At 47.6% G+C, this 18,416-nt stretch carries 20 protein-coding genes; 1 reads left to right on the forward strand and 19 read right to left on the reverse strand.

All coding sequences use genetic code 11. From position 1 onward, the window contains the following. Window positions 1-102 precede the first annotated feature (102 nt). The 8 genes from V3O24_RS10225 to V3O24_RS10260 form a co-directional block, all read right to left on the reverse strand. The gene (locus V3O24_RS10225) at window positions 103-375 is read right to left on the reverse strand and encodes a hypothetical protein (protein WP_331307162.1); all 273 of its coding nucleotides are present in this window, start codon (window positions 373-375) and stop codon (window positions 103-105) included. Window positions 376-463: 88 nt separating this feature from the next. Next, window positions 464-3,199 (reverse strand): cation-transporting P-type ATPase, encoded by a 2,736-nt coding sequence (locus V3O24_RS10230; RefSeq protein WP_331307163.1) that lies wholly within the window; start codon window positions 3,197-3,199, stop codon window positions 464-466. A 187-nt stretch (window positions 3,200-3,386) separates the two neighbouring features. Continuing rightward, a complete protein-coding gene (gene nhaD / locus V3O24_RS10235; RefSeq protein ID WP_331307164.1) occupies window positions 3,387-4,745 on the reverse strand; it encodes a sodium:proton antiporter NhaD in 1,359 nt (452 codons plus the stop codon). 422 nt (window positions 4,746-5,167) lie between these two features. After that, window positions 5,168-7,372 carry a carbonic anhydrase family protein gene (locus tag V3O24_RS10240; RefSeq protein ID WP_331307165.1) on the reverse strand — a complete coding sequence of 735 codons (2,205 nt, stop codon included), beginning with the start codon at window positions 7,370-7,372 and terminating at the stop codon, window positions 5,168-5,170. 593 nt (window positions 7,373-7,965) lie between these two features. After that, window positions 7,966-8,286: a non-heme iron oxygenase ferredoxin subunit gene (locus V3O24_RS10245; RefSeq protein WP_331307166.1), complete on the reverse strand. Its 321-nt coding sequence runs from the start codon at window positions 8,284-8,286 to the stop codon at window positions 7,966-7,968. A gap of 75 nt (window positions 8,287-8,361) precedes the next feature. Then, window positions 8,362-9,246: a class I SAM-dependent methyltransferase gene (locus V3O24_RS10250; protein ID WP_331307167.1), complete on the reverse strand. Its 885-nt coding sequence runs from the start codon at window positions 9,244-9,246 to the stop codon at window positions 8,362-8,364. A gap of 64 nt (window positions 9,247-9,310) precedes the next feature. Continuing rightward, the gene (gene sufU, locus V3O24_RS10255) at window positions 9,311-9,763 is read right to left on the reverse strand and encodes a Fe-S cluster assembly sulfur transfer protein SufU (RefSeq protein ID WP_331307168.1); all 453 of its coding nucleotides are present in this window, start codon (window positions 9,761-9,763) and stop codon (window positions 9,311-9,313) included. Beyond that, window positions 9,763-10,986 carry a cysteine desulfurase gene (locus V3O24_RS10260; RefSeq protein WP_331307169.1) on the reverse strand — a complete coding sequence of 408 codons (1,224 nt, stop codon included), beginning with the start codon at window positions 10,984-10,986 and terminating at the stop codon, window positions 9,763-9,765. Before V3O24_RS10260 ends, sufU begins: the two co-directional genes overlap by 1 nt. Before the next feature lie 82 nt (window positions 10,987-11,068). On the opposite strand from V3O24_RS10260, the gene V3O24_RS10265 reads away from it, so the two are divergent. Then, window positions 11,069-11,635: a Uma2 family endonuclease gene (locus tag V3O24_RS10265; RefSeq protein WP_331307170.1), complete on the forward strand. Its 567-nt coding sequence runs from the start codon at window positions 11,069-11,071 to the stop codon at window positions 11,633-11,635. On the opposite strand, the gene sufD is transcribed toward V3O24_RS10265, so the two are convergent. The 11 genes from sufD to sufB form a co-directional block, all read right to left on the reverse strand. Continuing rightward, window positions 11,630-12,952, reverse strand: a complete 1,323-nt coding sequence (gene sufD / locus V3O24_RS10270; protein WP_331307171.1) for a Fe-S cluster assembly protein SufD — start codon at window positions 12,950-12,952, stop codon at window positions 11,630-11,632. The two genes, V3O24_RS10265 and sufD, sit on opposite strands and share 6 nt — an antisense overlap. Further along, window positions 12,952-13,701, reverse strand: a complete 750-nt coding sequence (gene sufC / locus V3O24_RS10275) for a Fe-S cluster assembly ATPase SufC (RefSeq protein WP_331307172.1) — start codon at window positions 13,699-13,701, stop codon at window positions 12,952-12,954. Before sufC ends, sufD begins: the two co-directional genes overlap by 1 nt. A gap of 27 nt (window positions 13,702-13,728) precedes the next feature. Then, window positions 13,729-13,893, reverse strand: coding sequence for a hypothetical protein (locus V3O24_RS10280; protein WP_181049860.1), 165 nt, complete (start codon window positions 13,891-13,893; stop codon window positions 13,729-13,731). Window positions 13,894-13,909: 16 nt separating this feature from the next. Then, entirely contained in the window at window positions 13,910-14,329 is a 420-nt protein-coding gene (locus V3O24_RS10285) for a type II toxin-antitoxin system VapC family toxin (RefSeq protein WP_104423487.1), read from the reverse strand. Next, entirely contained in the window at window positions 14,326-14,562 is a 237-nt protein-coding gene (locus tag V3O24_RS10290; protein ID WP_331307173.1) for a hypothetical protein, read from the reverse strand. Before V3O24_RS10290 ends, V3O24_RS10285 begins: the two co-directional genes overlap by 4 nt. A 38-nt stretch (window positions 14,563-14,600) precedes the next feature. Beyond that, a complete protein-coding gene (locus tag V3O24_RS10295; protein ID WP_331307174.1) occupies window positions 14,601-14,789 on the reverse strand; it encodes a type II toxin-antitoxin system HicA family toxin in 189 nt (62 codons plus the stop codon). Further along, entirely contained in the window at window positions 14,786-14,998 is a 213-nt protein-coding gene (locus V3O24_RS10300) for a hypothetical protein (RefSeq protein WP_331307175.1), read from the reverse strand. The genes V3O24_RS10295 and V3O24_RS10300 overlap by 4 nt, the downstream gene beginning before the upstream one ends. A 68-nt stretch (window positions 14,999-15,066) precedes the next feature. Further along, window positions 15,067-16,446, reverse strand: coding sequence for a hypothetical protein (locus tag V3O24_RS10305; protein ID WP_331307176.1), 1,380 nt, complete (start codon window positions 16,444-16,446; stop codon window positions 15,067-15,069). Further along, window positions 16,447-16,638: a type II toxin-antitoxin system HicB family antitoxin gene (locus tag V3O24_RS10310; protein ID WP_331307177.1), complete on the reverse strand. Its 192-nt coding sequence runs from the start codon at window positions 16,636-16,638 to the stop codon at window positions 16,447-16,449. Continuing rightward, window positions 16,631-16,843 (reverse strand): type II toxin-antitoxin system HicB family antitoxin, encoded by a 213-nt coding sequence (locus tag V3O24_RS10315; protein WP_331307178.1) that lies wholly within the window; start codon window positions 16,841-16,843, stop codon window positions 16,631-16,633. The genes V3O24_RS10310 and V3O24_RS10315 overlap by 8 nt, the downstream gene beginning before the upstream one ends. 8 nt (window positions 16,844-16,851) lie before the next feature. Next, window positions 16,852-18,300 (reverse strand): Fe-S cluster assembly protein SufB, encoded by a 1,449-nt coding sequence (gene sufB / locus V3O24_RS10320; RefSeq protein WP_331307179.1) that lies wholly within the window; start codon window positions 18,298-18,300, stop codon window positions 16,852-16,854. Between the last annotated feature and the right edge of the window lie 116 nt (window positions 18,301-18,416).

Genomic DNA, 18,416 nt, shown 5'->3' on the forward strand with positions numbered 1-18,416 from the left:
CCCTTTCGACCGGAAAACAGGGGCATATTTTAGCATTTCCGGTCGAAAAGATGGGCTTAAAAATAGATATTAATTAAATATTTCAATTGGATAGAGGGTTTTTCAGGGGTGACTAATTAACAATTCAACCTGATGCAGCACCCACATTTTTTCGGAGACTGTGACCCGATAGCCGGTGTAAGCAATGGCAATAAAAGACAACGTGAATGCCAGAGCGGTTATAAAGACATTGTTGGAATATCCGTAAATATAGATAAAAAAATCCCTCAGGATGGTCTCCAAAAACACCAGAACCTGCATGACAATAACGACCGGAATAAGCGCTAAAATACCGACGATAAAATATTTCAGACTCGACTTGATTAAATTAAGCATGTTTGACTCCTAATCCTGTTTCAACAAAATGTAGGAAGCGATTTACAAATCGCGCCCTTAAAAATCGGGGCATCTAAAATACCCTTATTCATTTCCTGCTATTCCGCGCAACTGCTTTGGGCAGAAACAATCGGATAAAAAACTTTTCGATTTCAATCAGTATAAACACAGTTGAGGCAACGGCGACAATCATTTGCCAGGCATGCGCATCTAGTTCAACAGTGCCGAATAACACTTGCATGGGCCGCCAATAGGTAAAAGCCATTTGGAAGGCAATCAGCAGCAGGACAGCCAGCCACACCAACCGGTTGCCGAACAGACCATGCAGATTGAGCACGGAATGGTGCAGGTAACGGCTGTTGAAGACATAAAATATTTCAAACATCACCAGCGTGTTCACCGTGACCGTCCGCGCCAGTTCAATCGGCGCGCCGAGCGAACGCTCCCACAGAAACAGGCCGAAGGCGCCGGTTACCATAATCAGAGACACGAACACAATGCGCCAAATCATAAACATAGAGAGCAAGGGTTCATCAGGCTTTCTGGGCATGCGGCTCATAATGTTGCGTTCCGGCGGCTCAAAGGCCAGCGTTAGCGACAAGGTCACTGCGGTAATCATGTTCACCCATAATATTTGCACCGGCGTGATCGGCAATATTTCGCCCATCACGATGGCCGCGACGATCATTAACGCTTCACCGCCACCGGTAGGCAAGATAAAAATAATCGACTTCAGCAGATTGTCGTATATGCCGCGGCCTTCTTCAACGGCATGGGCTATCGAAGCGAAATTATCATCCGCCAACACCATTTCACTGGTTTCCTTGGCGACCTCTGTGCCTTTTTTGCCCATCGCCACGCCCACATCGGCGCGTTTCAGCGCCGGCGCATCATTAACACCGTCACCGGTCATCGCCACCACATGACCGTCCGCTTGCAACGCAGCCACCAAACGCAGCTTGTTTTCCGGGCTGGTGCGGGCAAAAACATCGACATCCCGGATGGCTGCCGTCAGTTCGCTGTCGGCCAGCCGGTCCAGCTCTTCTCCGCTCAACACCGAACCGTCACCGATATTCAGCTGTGCGGCAATAGCAACAGCCGTCGCCGCGTGGTCGCCGGTAATCATTTTGACTCTGATCCCGGCATGTTGGCACTTGAGCACGGCTTTGACGGCTTCGGGGCGCGGCGGGTCGATCATGCCGACAAGCCCTAACAACGTCAGCCCGGTTTCGGCATCGGCAAAGCTGATTTGAGTCTGGGACGAAGGTACGGCCTTGAACGCAATCGCCAGCAGGCGCTGACCGCCGCCGGCGATTTCATCCATTATCCGATGCCAATCGGCCATATGAATCGGCACATCTTCGCCATCGATGCGTTGCCGGCTGCACATGCCCAGCACTCGCTCAGGCGCGCCTTTGATAAATACAAAAGCATGGCCGCCATGGTCGTGATGCAGTGTCGCCATATAGCGATGTTCCGATTCGAACGGGATAACGTCGGTGCGCGGCATTTCCTGATTGAGAAAATCGGGCTCCATCCTTGCTTTGTGCGCCAGGGTAATCAATGCCCCCTCCGTAGGATCGCCATGCACAATCCAGTTGTCGCCGTTCCCGGCTTTTTGCTCCAATCTTGCGTTATTGCACAATACGGCGGCGCGAAGCAACTCATGCAAATCCGGGTGATCTTCTACAGGTGTTATTTCGTCCGCCAGTTTAAAACGGCCTTCCGGTTTATAACCCACGCCTTCGACCGTAAATAGTTTGTTATTAACGAAGACCGATTTGGCGGTCATTTCGTTACAGGTCAGGGTGCCGGTTTTATCGGAACAGATGACGGTAACCGAGCCCAAGGTTTCAACGGCCGGCAAGCGCCGGATAATGGCATTGCGTTTGGCCATGCGTTGTACGCCGATAGCCAACGTGATGGTCATAACGGCGGGCAAGCCTTCGGGAATGGCCGCCACCGCGAGCCCTACCGCCGACATAAATAGCTCTGTCAAAGAAGAATGCTGAATAGTCCAACCATAGGCGAATGTCGCCGAGGCCAGCATCACAATCGCAACGGTCAACCACTGGCTGAAACGCGCGATCTGCCGCAGCAGCGGCGTGGCTAATTGTGGAACTGTGCGCAGCATGGCGCTGATACGGCCGATTTCGGTAAGGTCGCCGGTGGACACCACTATGCCCAGCGCAGTGCCGTAGGCGACCAAGGTACCCGAGTAAGCCATGCAGAAGCGGTCTCCCAGCGATGCATTGGCGCCGGCAACCTCCGTATTTTTTTCGACGGGTAAAGATTCCCCGGTGAGCATCGATTCATCGACGCGCAAGTTTTTGACCTGTAAAAGACGTAGATCGGCGGGTACTTTGTCGCCGCTTTCCAAACTGATAATATCGCCCGGAACCAGCTGCTCGGCGGATACCAGAAAATTCTTGCCGTCACGCCGCACCATGGCCTGGTGTGTGAGCATATTGCGTATCGCATCCAGAGCTTTCTCGGCCTTGCCTTCCTGAATGAATCCGATCAACGCATTGATCAACACCACGCCGACGATCACGCCGCTGTCTACCCAATGATCAATGGCCGCCGTTACACCGGCCGCAATGAGCAATACATAAATCAGCATATTGTGAAACTGGCCGAGAAAGCGTTTGAAAGGTCCGCGGCCAGCCGCTTGCGTCAGCCTGTTAAAGCCGTGTTGCGCCAGCCGCAGCTTTGCTTCCTGCGCGCTTAAGCCCTGTTCAGTGCCGGCCAAAGCGCTGCAAATTATACCGGGGGAAAGCGCATGCCAAGAGCGGCCGCCTGATGTGTTCTTCTTTTTCATCATTACTACCCTCATTATGGTTATTAACCGATTACGCGCTGTCCGCGAAAAACGTTTTACGCAGTGCAGTGAGTTGCATAGATGTCGATCATTAAAGCGGCATCTTTAGGGAAGCGCTGATTTAGTCCTCCGACGAGCTCAGGACGAACGGTAGCGTGTTGATTCGCCTCCTTGAACGGGAGCGGTTTGTTCAACCGTTAAGTATGAAATGAACATAAATGCTGACGATATACCCCAACAAAATAACGGGCATCCACTTCAGATGCCCCATGAACGTATAAAACCCTTTTCCTTGCCCCATTAATGCAACACCGGCAGCCGATCCGACCGACAGCAGTGAACCGCCGACCCCGGTAGTCAGGGTAATCAACTGCCATTGCGCGACATTCATCTCAGGGTGCATGCTGAGCACTGAAAACATAACCGGTATATTGTCAATAACGGAAGACAGGATGCCTAAGGTGATATTGGCCTTGGTCGGCCCCATATCGATGTAGAGCGTATGCGACATCAGGTCGAGGTAACCGATGAATTGGAGCCCGCCGACCGCGAATACCACGCCGAAAAAAAACAGCAAGGTGTCCCACTCCGAATCGCGCACGCAATTAAAAATGTCGTAATGGCCTTCAAACGCGTTCGACACTGAAAAGTGATAACTCAACATCATTAAAAATGACAGCCCGACCATCATGCCCATAAAAGGCGGGATAAATAAATAGTGTTCCCCGAGAATCGCGAAAACAATCGTCAAGATAAAGAAAGCCGTGATGCGTTTGGCGCCCGTTTTAAGCAGGACCTTTTCTTCTTGTTTTTTGGCCGGGGGCAGGCTGTTCGGTACAAAAAACTGCATGCATAGCGCCGGTACCGCAAAATTTAACAAAGCGGGTACAAACAGCCGGAAAAACTCGACGAAAGCCACATGGCCCGACTGCCAGACCATCAGTGTGGTTATGTCGCCAAAAGGACTGAATGCACCGCCCGCATTGGCCGCCACGACAATATTGATGAAACTGAGATTGATAAAGCTTTTGGCGTTTTTATCGGCGAACGCCATCACCACCGCGCCGACCAATAAGGCTGTTGTCATGTTGTTGGCAAATGAAGACAGGAAGAAGGCTATAACGCCGGTAATCCAGAACAGTTGCCGGTAGCTGAAATGCTTTTTGCTTAACCAGCTGCGCAATACCTCGAAGACATTCCTTTCCGTCATCGCATTGGTGTAGGTCATCGATACCAGCAAAAACAACAACAGCTCTGCATAATTCATTAAATCATGCATCAGCCGACCTCTGATCTCTTCCCGGCCGTAGCCGTTTTGTATCGCCAGGTAAGCGGCCAATATCCAGATGAAACCCGACGCCATGATCACCGGCTTGGATTTCCTTAAGCCGGTAAATTCCTCGGTCATGACGAAACCGTAAGAAATGACAAACATCGCCAAACAAATAATGCCGATTATCGAGCCGGTCTGTCCGAGCGTCGGAGCCAATTCAGAGGCATGGGCGGGGACTGCGACAAGAGATAATAAAATAATGGATAGTCGATACATTGCTTTAATAAAAATTAAGTCCGAGAAAAAACAAGGCGGATACTACCGACCGGCTAGGCCGCTATAATTTCATGTATTTTTTATTGGAATGCCGGGGGCTATCCTAACTTGTCTATTAACTGGACGCAAAAAAGACCAAACCGAATACGCCCACCGTAAAAGAAGCCATGATTTAAACCGTTTATAAAAGCCCGTCAGCACTCGCCATAAACCACAACAGATAAAAGACAGTGATTTGGCTTTGTTGGCGATTGGTATGAAAAATACGCTCTATGAGCTCATTCGAACCACCCGAAAATAAAGCAGCACGCATCATAATAGCGCGACAACAAGTCCGATCATGATCAACCGGTTCAGTGCTTTCGATTAGCCAATGGAATCATAACCTGCCCCCAAAATGGCAGTTTCAATAAAATCCGCTGCTAAACATCCGCATAGAATTTCACTTTTCCGGTTTCAATGTCATACATCCCGCCGACTATACCGATTTCACCGCTTTGTAACATGGCGTCCAGTAAAGGGCTTTTGCTTTTGATTTGCTCGACGGTCAACTGCACATTTTTATCGGCCACTTTTTGCACAATTTCGTCATTACCGGCGCTGATTTCGACAGACTCTTCGGCCTGTACCGCATCCACGGCCGGTTTTATTTTGTGTAGCAGTCCGCTTAAATGATCCAGCTCGACATTTGCGCAAGCGCCTTTGACTGCGCCGCAATGCGAATGGCCCAGCACCACAATCAACTTCGAACCCGCCAGCTTACAGGCGTATTCCATGCTGCCCAGAATGTCGTCATTGATGACGTTGCCCGCGACCCTCGCACTGAACACATCGCCCAAGCCCTGGTCGAAAATTAATTCGACCGAAGTACGCGAGTCCATACAGCTGAGAATAATCGCAATCGGAAACTGCCCTTTCCGGGTATCGTTAATTTGCTCCAATAGATTGCGGTTGGATTTCAGGTTATTAACAAAACGTTCATTGCCTTCTTTCAGCAACGCCAACACCTTGGCCGGTGTTAGCGATTGCTGGGTATCGTAGGTTGGCGCCCTGGCATTCTCGACCGGTTGCAACACGCCGAAACCGCGCAGATTCTCAATGGTCAGCTTGATATGCTTGCGTTGCGCTTCAATTTTGAAGTTTTCGATGATTTCGAAAACATCGTAATCAATATATTTTGAACGGGTTGCATCAATCACCACTTCCGAATAATCGGGCAACTGTTCAAGGGTTTGCTGGATATTGGCTTTATTCAGGAAAGAGATATGCTCGGATAATCTGAGTATGGTTTTATTGCCGATATGCGACTCATTAAAATAAAAAGCGCTTTTATAATTTTCCAGCAATATCGAAAATAAGGCGAAAATCAGCCCAATAACAAGACCGATCAGCAGATCGGTAAAAATCATGCCCAAGATGGTCACGCAGAACGGGATGAAATGGTACATGCCCGCTTTGTACATCGTGGAAAAAACTTTTGGCCGGATCAATTTATAGCCGACAACCAGCAACACGCTCGCCAAACTGGCCAGCGGAATTTTGTTGATCATGGTTGGAATAAAAATGACCGCAAACAGCAATAGCACCCCGCATATAATCCCTGTCGCCTTGGTTCTGGCCCCGGATTGAATGCCAATAGAGCTGCGCACGACGACTTGCGCCATCGGCAGGCCGCCGATCAAGCCGCTACAGGCATTGCCGATGCCTTGCACAATCAGCTCCCTGTTAGTGGGGGTCACCCTTTTATAGGGATCCATTTTATCGACCGCCTCTACAGAGAGCAGCGTCTTCAAACTCGCCACAACAGCTATCGCTAACGCAGCCAAATAAACAGCCGGGTTATTGAGCAAGGAAAAATCCGGAAAATGCAGTTGGCTCAATAAATCGCCGGCATTGTTAAGCACCGGGATCATAACCAAGTGATTGCCGCTCAACGCCAGTTCAGGATAAAAACTTTGCAGGCCTTCGTTGATCAGCACTGCGGCTAAAATCGCAATTAAAGCCCCCTGGAATAATTGAAAAAAACGATGCTTCTTCATGAACGGCTGTTCCCACAAGAAAAGAATCGCCAATGATGTCAACGCGATCATGATTGCTGTGGGTGAGCTGAATTCCAGCATATGCGCCAGCTCGGTAAAAGAGGAGTAGTTATCGGCCTGAATAAAGGAAGTATCGCCTTCGTAATCGCGGTCATAACCGATAGCATGGGGAATCTGTTTAAGAAAAAGAATTAAGCCCATGCCCGACAGCATGCCGTTAACGACCGATGACGGAAAGTAATAGGCGATAACCCCGGCTTTGGACAGCCCCATGATAATTTGGAAAACGCCCGCAATAACCAGGGACAACAGAAAACCATTGAAACCCAGCTTGTCGATGGCCGTCCAGACAATCATCGCAAGACCGGCGGTTGCGCCGCTGATGCCCAACGAAGAGCCGCTCAACGGTGCAACCACCAATCCACTGATAATACCCGCTATCAATCCTGAGAACAGCGGCGCACCCGAAGCCAGCGCTATGCCCAACGATAACGGTATGGTTATCAGAAAAACCGCCACACCTGCCGGTAAATCGTATTTCAGGTTGGCGAACAAGCCGCCGTTATTCATTTCAGAGTTTGAATTCATCCGTATTTCTGTTGTTTGCGTTTTCATAGTATTAACTTTATCGATATTAATGTCTTAGACATTATGTGAATAAGATAGACACATAGATAATGTTTCGTTTGCGTAGTAAAAAAAAGTAACGAGAAGCCGCTCCGGCTTATTAACTGGCTATCACTCTACCCTGCTTCCCTTTCATCAACCTTTCACAACAAGGGTTCCAATTTATGAATATTTGATTGATCCTGAAAACCGCAATTGGAAGTGTGGATGAGGCTGAAAAACAAATGTCGTATTGGCAAATAGATGGATTAGTGTGCGGAGCGGTTATTCAGCTTGACTGCGTGAACGACGGCACAGACAGAATTAACGGGCGCTGAGATATAACCAAGCAGGCGTAACGCCCTGATTCGGCACTATGACGGATGATTTAAGTCGATAAGGGAGGACGCCTGAGTCCTCGACAGTTTTGATCTGCGGCGTTGCGGACGACCAATCTAATATTTTGAATTATCCCTTTCGTGCCGGGCATACGAAGCATGAAAGGATAATTCATTGCGCCTTCGGCGAAGCGCTTCAAGTGATATGATCGGCCTACTCACGGACAGAAAGCAACATTAATCCCAACGATTGTCCCTGACCTGCACTTTGCCGTTTTCGATTCTGACCGGAAAGCAGTCGATATCTTCATAGGCGGGCGGGGATTTTACCGCGCCGGTTTTGACGCAAAAACGCGCGCCATGACGGGGACAGATAATCTGATCGCCTTCCAGCCTGCCGCTGGCGATTTCAGCGCCGTCATGGGTGCAGACATCTTCAATCGCATAAAATTGGCCGTCGATTTTAAAGATCGCGACATCCGTACCATCGACATTGATGACGACATTCTCGCCATTCGCCAAAGCATTTTCATCTACTGCATCTATCCAATCCGACATTTTTCATCCGTTCTCGTAGTGTTTAAAAACCGGCGACTTTCTGACTGCCCCACATGAGCCTTTCGCCTTGTATCTTTAGCCTTTTAAATAAACATCATAACGCAGCAACTTGCCCTGAAAACTTTGGCTCGGCTTGCCGCCCAAAGGTTCCGCGTAATCGGGGCTTTTTACCACCACCCGCTTTCCTGCTGCGTTTAAAGCGGCCTCGAACAGCTGATCCTTATCCTGATCATCGCCCAACAGATCGCGCAACACCATCATCGATTTTTTGGCTAATGCTGATTTTTTGCGCTTGGGCGGGAACATCGGGTCAAGATAAATGCAGTCAGGTGGGCTTTCCAATCCGGCCAACAAGTTAATAGCATTGCCCTGTAGCAGCCGTGGAGGCTCAAGATTAAGCCGCTGCATCCAGTCCTGCTGCGCCAATCTTGCAAAACCGTCGGCCAGCAGTTCCGCCATCACAGGAGAGCGTTCGATGCACAGCAGCTCGTAGCCCATGCGGAAAATATGCAGGCTGTCCTGGCCCCAGCCTGTGGTCGCATCGACAACGGTCCTGGTTTTGCGGCCAAGCGCCTGGGCTAAAGCGCCGTCTTTGGGGGCGGGCCATGAACGCTGTTCGCCGTTGCGCGGATCTATATCGACCGTTAAACCGCCTTTTTTTATCAGTTCCCTATCGAGTAATTTTAAGCGGCCGTCGCGCCAAGTTAAAAAAAATTCTTCCGGGTTTTCGCTATTGAGCGATTGGTATAAAGGAACGCCCAGTTTTTCCGCAAGCTGCTGGAACGGCAGACTATCACCCTGCCCAGGGTAAAGTACGCCTAGTTTTATCGCCAGGGATGGTGTGTATGCCGTAAGACTGTCGGGAACAGGCTCGGCAATCGCCAGGGATGGTGTGTATGCCGCAAGCCTGTCGGGAACAGGCGCGGCACTGATGTATTGCTGCGAGGTATTCGTAGTCATTGCTGTGTAGCCACGAAAAACATAGAGAAAAACTTCATGCCCTTCGTGTCTTCGTGGTGAAATATCACTCTGTAGAAATGGATTTTTGTTCGTTCTTCAACGCCGCATCCAGCGTATGCCAAGCCAATGTCGCACATTTAACCCGCGCCGGATATTCGCGCACGCCGGCCAATACCGCCAGTTTGCCGACCGCCTCAAGATTAATCTGTTCATCTTTGCCGGTGGTCATTTCATGGAACTTTTTAAACAAGTCTTCAGCTTCCTGTTCGGTCTTGCCTTTGACTATCTCGGTCATCAACGAAACGGACGCGGTCGAAATAGCGCAGCCCGAACCCTGGAAACTGGCATCGACAATCTTGTCGCCGTCCATTTTCAAATATAAGGTCAGGCGGTCGCCGCATAGCGGATTAAAGCCTTCCACTTGCCGGTCGGCATTTTCCATGACGCGGAAATTACGCGGGTTGCGGTTGTGGTCAAAAATAACCTCTTGATAGAGGTCGCGTAAATCATCAAACATTAGCCAAATACCTCAATCAAGGACTCTATGCCTTTCATTAAAACGTCAATTTCTTCTTTGGTGTTATACATTGCAAATGATGCTCTTGCGGTCGCGGGAACCTGATAAAAATCCATGACCGGCATCGCGCAGTGGTGCCCCGCCCTGATCGCAATGCCTAAGCTGTCCAGCATGGTGCCAATATCGTGCGGGTGTATTCTATCCAGCACAAAAGACAGGATCGCGCCTTTATGCTCGGCCTCGCCGATAATTCTAAGCCCTTTAATTTGCTTGGCCTTTTCGGTCGCATAGTCGAGCAGTTCGGCTTCATAGGCGGCAATTTTATCCATACCGATTGCATTCAAGTAATCGATCGCCGCGCCCAAACCGACCACATCGGCAATGTTCGGCGTGCCCGCTTCAAACTTGTACGGCAGCACATTATATTCGGTTTCTTCAAAGGTAACCTTACGGATCATATCGCCGCCGCCCTGATACGGGGGCATGGCTTCCAGTAAAGCCTGTTTGCCGTAAAGCACGCCGATGCCTGAAGGCCCATAAAGCTTATGGACGGAGAAAACATAAAAATCGCAATCCAGCGCCTGCACGTCAACCGTCATGTGCGGGATAGACTGCGCACCATCCAGTAATACCGGAATGCCTTTGGCGTGAGCCGCGGCGATAATCTTTTCAACCGGGTTGATCGTACCCAAGGCATTGGACATATGCACGACCGAAACCAGCTTGGTTTTGTCGCCGATCAGTTTTTCAAACTCGTCATAAATCAATTCGCCCTGCAGATTGATCGGCGCAACTTTTAAGACTGCCCCGGTCTGCTGGCACAGCATTTGCCAAGGCACAATATTGGAATGGTGCTCCATCGCGGTAATCAAAATCTCGTCACCGGCTTTGATGTTGGTTTTGCCGTAGGTCTGCGCGACCAGGTTGATGGCCTCGGTAGCGCCCCTGACAAAAATAATCTCCTTATCGCTGGCCGCATTGATAAAGTCTTTAACCTTGGTGCGCGCGCCTTCAAACTTATCGGTAGAACGCACGCTTAAAGTATGTACGCCGCGGTGCACATTGGCGTAATCATGGCTGTACAAATGCACGATGCTGTCGATAACCGCCTGCGGCTTTTGGCAAGAGGCCGCGTTATCCAGATAAACCAGCGGCTTGTTGCGAATAAGTTCAGCCAATATCGGGAAATCGGCGCGGATCTTTTCTACGGGGAAATTTGTCATATCTATGTTTCAAATAAATTATTGATTGTTCAATTGCAAGGTATTATATTCCAATCGTTCTTACCTGCCCCTGATTAAGAAAATGGCTATAGCAACTACGGATGTGCGTAAACATCTAACCGATATTAATGAATGGCAAAGATTGGGTGAAGCCAATATTTTTCCGCCTGACAGCCGCCTTGAACTCATCGAAGGAGAAATATTGGAAATGGCGCCTATAGGTTGTAATCACTCAGGTCATGTAATACGTTTAACCCACTTTCTTGCAGCTTTGGTTTTTGGCAAAGCTATTCTCAGCGTTCAAAATCCCTTACAACTTGGCGATCTTTCAGAACCCGAACCCGACTTTATGTTGCTAAAGCCGAACGACGATTTCTATTGCTCCCACCACCCTAATGCCGACGATGTATTGCTGTTGATCGAAGTCGCCGACAGTTCGCTTAGTTTCGACCAAAACCAGAAGCTACATTTATATGCCCGTTACAGTATTCCTGAATACTGGCTGATGAACCTGAACGACTCCTGCGTTGAAGTATACCGTCAACCGCATGGTGATTGTTATGGCGAAAAAACCACGTTGCGCATCGGCGATACCGTCACCTTGTCTCAGTTAGAGCAGATCAGCATCAATATTGCCGATATTTTATAGCCATTCCTTGTTCACGCCTTCCTGCGGGAAGCGCGCCAGCACTTGTTCCAAAACCATATCGTGCAAGCTTTTAATCTTGACCTTATCGACCATCTCGTTGGCGAACGCAAAGGTCAGCATATTACGCGCAGTTTCTTCATCAACGCAACGTGATTGCAGGTAGAAAACGGATTTTTCATCCAATTGCCCCACAGTCACGCCATGCCCGCATTTGACATCATCGGCATAAATTTCCAGCTGCGGCTTGGTATCCGCTTCGGCATCGTCCGATAACAGCAGGTTGCGGTTGTTCATTTGCGAATCGGTTTTTTGCGCATCGACAGCCACGATCACCCGCCCCTGGAACACGCCCCTGGCCCTATCGTCCAGTACGCCTTTATACAGCTCGCGGCTGATCGCATAAGGTTTCAAGTGATTGATGCGGGTATGGTTGTCGATATGCTGGCGCTTGACGCCCAAATACAATCCATTCAGTTCGCACTCGGACGCATGATCCAGGTCTACATGAATATCGCTGCGCGCCAGCAAGCCGCCAAACGCAAAATTATGATGGGTAAAGCGTGCATCCCGAGCCTGCTTAATGTAGCAGCCGCCGAAGTGGTAGGCTTTCTCGGATTCGCTTTGCATTTTATACAGCGTCAGATCGGCGTTTTGTTCGACAAAAACCTCGGTGACTGCGGCTGTTAAATAAGCGCTATCCGAACCTACAAAAGTTTCTATAACCTTGGCTTCGGCCATTTCGTCGGCAATAATGATATTGCGGGTCGTAGCCATTGCATCGGCCCCGGTCACGATATGCAGCAACTGTATCGGCTTGTCTAAAACCAGCTTGGCAGGCACATGCACAAACAAGCCGTCGCTAAACCATGCGGTATTGAACGCAATAAAGCTGTGCTCTGACTGATCGGCAGCCTTCCCTAAATATTTTTCCACTTTGTCCGGCTGTTTTGCCAACGCATCGGCCATGCTCATCACTGAAACGGCTTCGGGTAGACCGTCTAAGACAGAAAGTTCTGCCGAAAAATGGCCGTTCACCAAAACCAGGACCCAAGCATCTTGCATTTGGTACGATTTCAGCCACTCTGCATCGACATCACCGACAGTTAAATCTGCCGACGGTACAAACAGCTTCTTCTCAATACCGGATACATTGGTATATCGCCATTCCTCTTCACGCGGCGATGGGAAGCCCTGCGCCGAGAATTGCTCCAATGCCTTGGCTCTTAACGCCTGCAACCACGGCAAACTTTGCCCCGGCAATGCAGGCGCTATGGTTTGATATTCAGCCGCATAACGGCTTGCTGTCGCCGTATTCATTACGCTGCCGCCTCTTCAACCCAGCTGTAGCCTTTTTCTTCCAGCTCCAATGCCAGATCGGCGCCGCCGGATTTGACGATCTGGCCGTGCGCCAGAACGTGGACCTTATCCGGTTTAATGTAATCCAGCAGGCGCTGGTAATGCGTGACCATCACAAACGAACGCTCCGGCGAACGCAAGGAATTAACGCCTTCCGAGACAATTTTTAACGCGTCTATATCCAGGCCCGAATCGGTTTCATCCATGATGCACAACTTGGGTTCCAGAATAGCCATTTGCAGGATTTCATTGCGTTTCTTTTCGCCGCCGGAAAAGCCTTCGTTAACCGCGCGGTACAAAAACTTCTCATCCATTTCCAGCAAGCGGACTTTTTCTTTAACCAATGTTAAAAAATCCATCGCATCCACTTCAGGCTGTCCGTTATGTTTGCGTATCGAGTTCAACGCCGCTTTCAATAAATAAATATTGCTGACGCCGGGAATTTCCACCGGATACTGGAATGCCAAAAACACCCCTTCACGCGCCCTGATTTCAGGCGCCATCTCCAGCAAATCCTTGCCCTGATAAGTCGCCGAGCCGCCGGTCACGGTATAACCGCCCTTGCCCGACAGCACATGCGACAAGGTGCTTTTACCGGATCCGTTCGGCCCCATAATCGCGTGGATTTCACCGGCCTTAATCTCAAGGTTAATGCCTTTGAGGATTTGTTTGTCGTTTACGTTGACGGTTAAGTTTTTAATGCTGAGCATGAGGGTTCCAATTGTTTTTTTAAGAATCTAAACGGGAGAGTTTGTATTTATATCACCTTGAATCGCTTCCGGTTGACGCTGATTATATTCAGGCTGATAACGCATTTTGATAAAAGCAACAAAATCTTCTATTTGCCGTAGCGCTTCGGGAGGCAATTGCTCCAGGTCGTTTAAAAGTTGTTTTCTGTTCATGATGTTATCCTGTTGCTTACAATTCCCAGGGGTTAATCAGCGGAATATTGCAGGCATAAAAATCGCGCTCGTTGCGGGTTACTAAAGTTAAGTGATGAGTGTAAGCCGTTGCTGCAATAATACTGTCCAAAGAAGCAACCGGCTGTCCCTTTTTTTCGGCATTGGCAACGAGTAAACTCCAGTTTTCCATTACATTTAAATCAACTGTTAAAATCCTATTTTGATAATCTTCAAGTAAGGTTTCCAGCCAAAATAACAACTCTTGTTTTTTCTTGGAAGCGGGTAATTTATTAATGCCTTTTTTGATTTCGCCTATATTGATGACACTTAAATAAAGGTCATCCGAGTTCGTACTTTCCAACCATTCGATAACACCTCTATTAGCTTGAGGTTTAGTTAGTTCAGAAATAGCGCAAGTATCAAGTAAGTATTTCAAAACTCAATATCCTTTGGATAGTCCCGCTGACGTTCTAAATCAATTTCTTCTATCTTAGGGGCATTAAGCAAAAATGATTTAAAATCGAGTTTGTTTTCGCCTTTGGTTTCTTGTCTAGGGATATTTTTTACCAATTGATAACGCGTTTTGATAAAAACAATAAAGTCTTCGATTTGATGTTGCGCTTCAGTGGGTAACTGTTCTATGTCATTTAATAATTGCGCAGTGTTCATTCTTTTATCCTTCTACGGTAAACAGTAATTAGACATTGTTACTTAACGGATTTCACACCTAAATCTTTACAAATTTTGTTCGCCAAAATATCTTTAATTTCGGCATGTCTTGGAATGGCTGAACGTTTATTTTGTTCTGGATTATGCCACCATGAATGTCGCCCGCCTTCTCGTAATAATTCACAACCTTGTGCTGTCAAATATCTAATCATTTCAGAACGTTTCACAATGCAATAAGCTCTTCTCGATAATGAGTACCTGCATTTAACAATGCTTCTTCACGATTAAATGCCAATGCTTCTTGCAAGGTGATTTTTAGCGTTTCAATTAATTCATCATGGCTTGATTCCTGGCAATTAACGCCGGGAATCTCTTCAATCCAGCCTAGCCAGCAATCACCGTCTTGTTTTATTACTGCTGTGTATTTGTTATTCATGATTTGGCCTAAATTTTATATCGTTGTTTTGTTGGTTTCACTACAATCCACGAGCTACACTACTTTATTTAAGGTACATCTCTAAGCCAATGCACACCATCTATCGAAATATCCTTTTCAGTTACCATTACTCCCATATATTCCAGTGGCTGTTCAGTAAACTCCGTATGATTAAAATAACTGACAGTTTCATCATAAAACCAAGTTTGCTCAGGAGGAGAATAAGATTGAAATGAGTGACAATATATCCAACGCAAATCTTTTCCTTGATTATCGAAATTCATTACCGTATTAAAAATACGCTCATATCGTTTTTTTTCAACAAGTACACCGTCCAACGTTTCCAATCCAACATGAACGACAGATTTTCTGTCTTTTGGTAACTGGTCAAAACCTTCAACTAAACGTTTGCGAGTATCACGCGCCTTTTTATCAATAGACTTCTCAGCATCACAATGCCAAAAAGCACCAGCCGCAAAGTCCATAGTCGTTAAATACTTATTATTTGAACGACCATCGCCAGAATATTCAGTTCCTCCTAAAACAACATGTGTAAATCCTCGGTTAGGGTTTCGATAACCTGCAATCAGTTCACACAATTGGCTAGAACCCATTTTTACAGAGAATCGCTCAAGATGCTCTCTAGCTTTATCAAAGTTGACTGTATCAAAACTAATTTGCAATTGCTCGTTCGATATTACAATGCACTGAGATGATAAGAACGGTAACTTACCAGCCAGTTGTTTTACTAAAAAATCGTCTGAAAGTGATTCAAGTTCAACATGAAATACAATTTCAAAAATTGCGGGTATTCGTTTATCAATAAGATAATTTCTTAAATGAATCCACATTCTTAACCATTTTTTCCGTTCTTTTTCGCTGTATTCTGAGCGCCCATTTAAACGTTTACATTCAATAATCCATTCATTATTTCCCGATGCTGCTCTTATATCGGGAGTTTTTTCTTTATGAACTGTTGACTCTGTTTTAAATGACACATCATCCCAACCGTTCCTTTTCCATAACAGAGCTACAAGAATTTCAAATAAAGTCGCATCAGGCTCTAATATCCCTTTTTTGCCAAAAGATAATAGCCTTTCTACTTTTTCATTAATTCCACCAATTTGATGCAACAATTCAAGATCAGCGCCTAGTCGTTCAAAAATTGGAATAACTCTTGCGCCTTGCATTGCTTCATATTTTGTTGGCTCAGTTAATAGCATTTCTGCTAAATAAAGATACCAACTCATTGTCCAGCCCATTTTGTCATGTTTCTGAAAAGAAATAGACTGATGGTTTATTGCGCCTTGATGAGATTTTTTAGGTCTGTGAATATCCTCAAGACGTTTTTCTATTTCTCTCTTACGCTCACACCATTCTACTGGTTTAATAAAGCCTAAAAACCATTCAAGAATACGCTCTAATTCTGGGTAGCTTGTACTTTGCATCTAATTTTTGTCGTAATAACGCCGCTTAATTTCTTCCTCTGACGCACATTCAAAGAACAGCTCCACAGCTTCTTCAAGATTACCCTTGGCCTCTTTAATATTTTCACCCTGGCTAGCAATATCCAATTCGGGACACAAAAACACATAAATATCGTCTTCTTTGTGCATAATGGCTGTGAGCCGTTTAAGCATACAACAATCGCCCTTTAGGCTCAGGAACATACCGACCCAGCTCCACTGCTGTCTCTACCCACTCAGCAATAACCCGTTCAGCATTGCTAACCGCTTCTTGATAACTGCTTCCATCTGCCATACAACCGGCTAATTCCGGGACTTCGGCGATATAAAACTGATCTTCTTCGCTCCAGTAAATAATCATTTCATATTTAGCCGTCATTTTGTCAACTAACCGACTGAACCTTCCAAACTCAACCCCAACAACGCCTGAGCCTCCACCGCAAACTCCATCGGCAGTTCCCTGAACACTTCCTTGCAAAAACCGTTGACGATCATCGACACGGCATCTTCCGCCGACAGTCCGCGTTGCTGGCAAAAGAACAGCTGGTCTTCACTGATCTTGGAGGTCGTCGCTTCATGTTCGACCTGCGCCGACGGCTGCCTGACTTCCACATAAGGAAACGTGTGCGCGCCGCATTTATCGCCGATTAACAGGGAATCGCACTGGGTATAGTTACGGGCGTTTTCCGCGCTCTTTAACACCTTGACCAACCCGCGATAAGTATTCTGCGCTTTGCCTGCCGAAATGCCTTTGGAAATAATGGTGCTGCTGGTGTTTTTGCCGATATGGATCATCTTGGTGCCGGTATCGGCCTGCTGATAATTATTGGTCAGCGCCACCGAATAGAACTCGCCGGTCGAATTGTCGCCGGTCAGGATGCAGCTTGGGTATTTCCAGGTAATCGCCGAGCCGGTTTCGACCTGCGTCCACGATACTTTGGAATTCTCGCCCCGGCAGTCGGCGCGTTTGGTCACAAAGTTATAGATGCCGCCCTTGCCTTCTTTATCGCCCGGATACCAGTTTTGCACGGTCGAGTATTTAATGGTCGCATCTTTCATCGCAATTAACTCAACCACGGCCGCATGCAGCTGGTTTTCATCGCGCATCGGCGCGGTGCAGCCTTCAAGATATGACACATGACTGCCTTCGTCGGCAATGATTAACGTCCGTTCAAACTGACCGGTATTGGCGGCGTTGATACGGAAATAGGTCGACAGTTCCATAGGGCAGCGCACACCTTTGGGAATATAGACGAACGACCCATCGGTAAATACCGCTGCATTCAACGCGGCAAAATAATTGTCCGTATGCGGCACGACCGAACCCAGATATTGCTTAATCAGATCAGGATGTTCACGCAAGGCTTCCGAAATCGGACAGAAAATAACGCCCGCTTCATGCAGTTTACCTTTAAAGGTAGTCGCCACCGACACGCTGTCGAAAACCGCATCGACCGCAACACCGGCCAAGCGCTCCTGTTCATCCAGAGGGATGCCCAGTTTTTTGTAAGCTTCCAACACTTGCGGATCAATCTCGTCCAGGCTTTTCGGCCCGTCTTCCTTGCGTTTAGGCGCGGAATAATAGCTGATCGCCTGATAATCGATAGGATCGAACTCAACGAACGCCCAGTTAGGCGTCTTCATGGTCTGCCAATGGCGAAACGCTTTCAGCCGGTATTCCAGCATAAACTCAGGCTCATTCTTGACCTTCGATAACCTGTGAATAACCGCTTCATCCAATCCGGGCGGAAAAGTGTCGGTTTCCACTTCAGTTACAAAGCCTTGCTTGTATTCCTTACCGATCAGATTCTTGATTTCTTGTTCACTTGCTGACATAAAATCTCTTAATTACATGGAAGTAATGGTTACAGAAAAATGCATAAGGCCATGGATGGCCTGTAGTAGAGCACCAAAAGTAGGCGCTTTAGGCGATGCAGGGCAATTACCGAGGA

Origin of the sequence: Methylobacter sp. Wu8 (assembly GCF_036440755.1) — a bacterium.
Taxonomy (GTDB): Bacteria; Pseudomonadota; Gammaproteobacteria; order Methylococcales; family Methylomonadaceae; genus Methylobacter_A; species Methylobacter_A tundripaludum_A.

Coding starts and splice junctions, on each gene's coding strand:
- sufB (WP_331307179.1), bottom strand. CDS start 18,300: ATGTCAGCAAGTGAACAAGAAATCAAGAATCTGATCGGTAAGGAATAC.
- V3O24_RS10305 (WP_331307176.1), bottom strand. CDS start 16,446: ATGCAAAGTACAAGCTACCCAGAATTAGAGCGTATTCTTGAATGGTTT.
- V3O24_RS10250 (WP_331307167.1), bottom strand. CDS start 9,246: ATGACTACGAATACCTCGCAGCAATACATCAGTGCCGCGCCTGTTCCC.
- sufD (WP_331307171.1), bottom strand. CDS start 12,952: ATGAATACGGCGACAGCAAGCCGTTATGCGGCTGAATATCAAACCATA.
- V3O24_RS10290 (WP_331307173.1), bottom strand. CDS start 14,562: ATGAACACTGCGCAATTATTAAATGACATAGAACAGTTACCCACTGAA.
- V3O24_RS10260 (WP_331307169.1), bottom strand. CDS start 10,986: ATGACAAATTTCCCCGTAGAAAAGATCCGCGCCGATTTCCCGATATTG.
- nhaD (WP_331307164.1), bottom strand. CDS start 4,745: ATGTATCGACTATCCATTATTTTATTATCTCTTGTCGCAGTCCCCGCC.
- sufC (WP_331307172.1), bottom strand. CDS start 13,701: ATGCTCAGCATTAAAAACTTAACCGTCAACGTAAACGACAAACAAATC.
- V3O24_RS10230 (WP_331307163.1), bottom strand. CDS start 3,199: ATGATGAAAAAGAAGAACACATCAGGCGGCCGCTCTTGGCATGCGCTT.
- sufU (WP_331307168.1), bottom strand. CDS start 9,763: ATGTTTGATGATTTACGCGACCTCTATCAAGAGGTTATTTTTGACCAC.
- V3O24_RS10265 (WP_331307170.1), top strand. CDS start 11,069: ATGGCTATAGCAACTACGGATGTGCGTAAACATCTAACCGATATTAAT.
- V3O24_RS10310 (WP_331307177.1), bottom strand. CDS start 16,638: ATGCTTAAACGGCTCACAGCCATTATGCACAAAGAAGACGATATTTAT.
- V3O24_RS10240 (WP_331307165.1), bottom strand. CDS start 7,372: ATGAATTCAAACTCTGAAATGAATAACGGCGGCTTGTTCGCCAACCTG.
- V3O24_RS10280 (WP_181049860.1), bottom strand. CDS start 13,893: ATGAACAGAAAACAACTTTTAAACGACCTGGAGCAATTGCCTCCCGAA.
- V3O24_RS10225 (WP_331307162.1), bottom strand. CDS start 375: ATGCTTAATTTAATCAAGTCGAGTCTGAAATATTTTATCGTCGGTATT.
- V3O24_RS10245 (WP_331307166.1), bottom strand. CDS start 8,286: ATGTCGGATTGGATAGATGCAGTAGATGAAAATGCTTTGGCGAATGGC.
- V3O24_RS10300 (WP_331307175.1), bottom strand. CDS start 14,998: ATGAATAACAAATACACAGCAGTAATAAAACAAGACGGTGATTGCTGG.
- V3O24_RS10315 (WP_331307178.1), bottom strand. CDS start 16,843: ATGACGGCTAAATATGAAATGATTATTTACTGGAGCGAAGAAGATCAG.